This window comes from Bacillus sp. SIMBA_008, from assembly GCF_046535495.1.
GTDB classification, from domain to species: Bacteria; Bacillota; Bacilli; order Bacillales; family Bacillaceae; genus Bacillus; species Bacillus subtilis.
On record NZ_JAWRWL010000905.1, the window covers coordinates 1 to 252 of the forward strand.

The window sequence follows — 252 nt, forward strand, 5'->3', positions numbered from 1 at the left end:
TGTTTCCATCTGCTTATCCTTATTGTTTTTCTTTTTGACGATTGACAGTTTGCCCGAAGACTCCAAAATGGCGTACGACACGTCAGAGATTCTATCGATGTTATTCTCCCTCAGCTGCATAAGAAGATCGTCAAAATTGTAGCGCTGCGATCTCATCGCCCGTTCATCAATTTTTCCCTGTTTTATAATAATGGTGGGTTTTCCGTCAAGCAGCTGCCGTATTTTTTGGCTTTTGAGAGAAATAAAAGCAAG

At 40.9% G+C, this 252-nt stretch carries 1 protein-coding gene; it reads right to left on the bottom strand.

Annotated features, from left to right (window positions below):
• A partial coding sequence (locus tag SB658_RS26000; RefSeq protein ID WP_410603371.1) for a DUF421 domain-containing protein occupies positions 1-252 on the bottom strand: 252 nt, incomplete at both ends.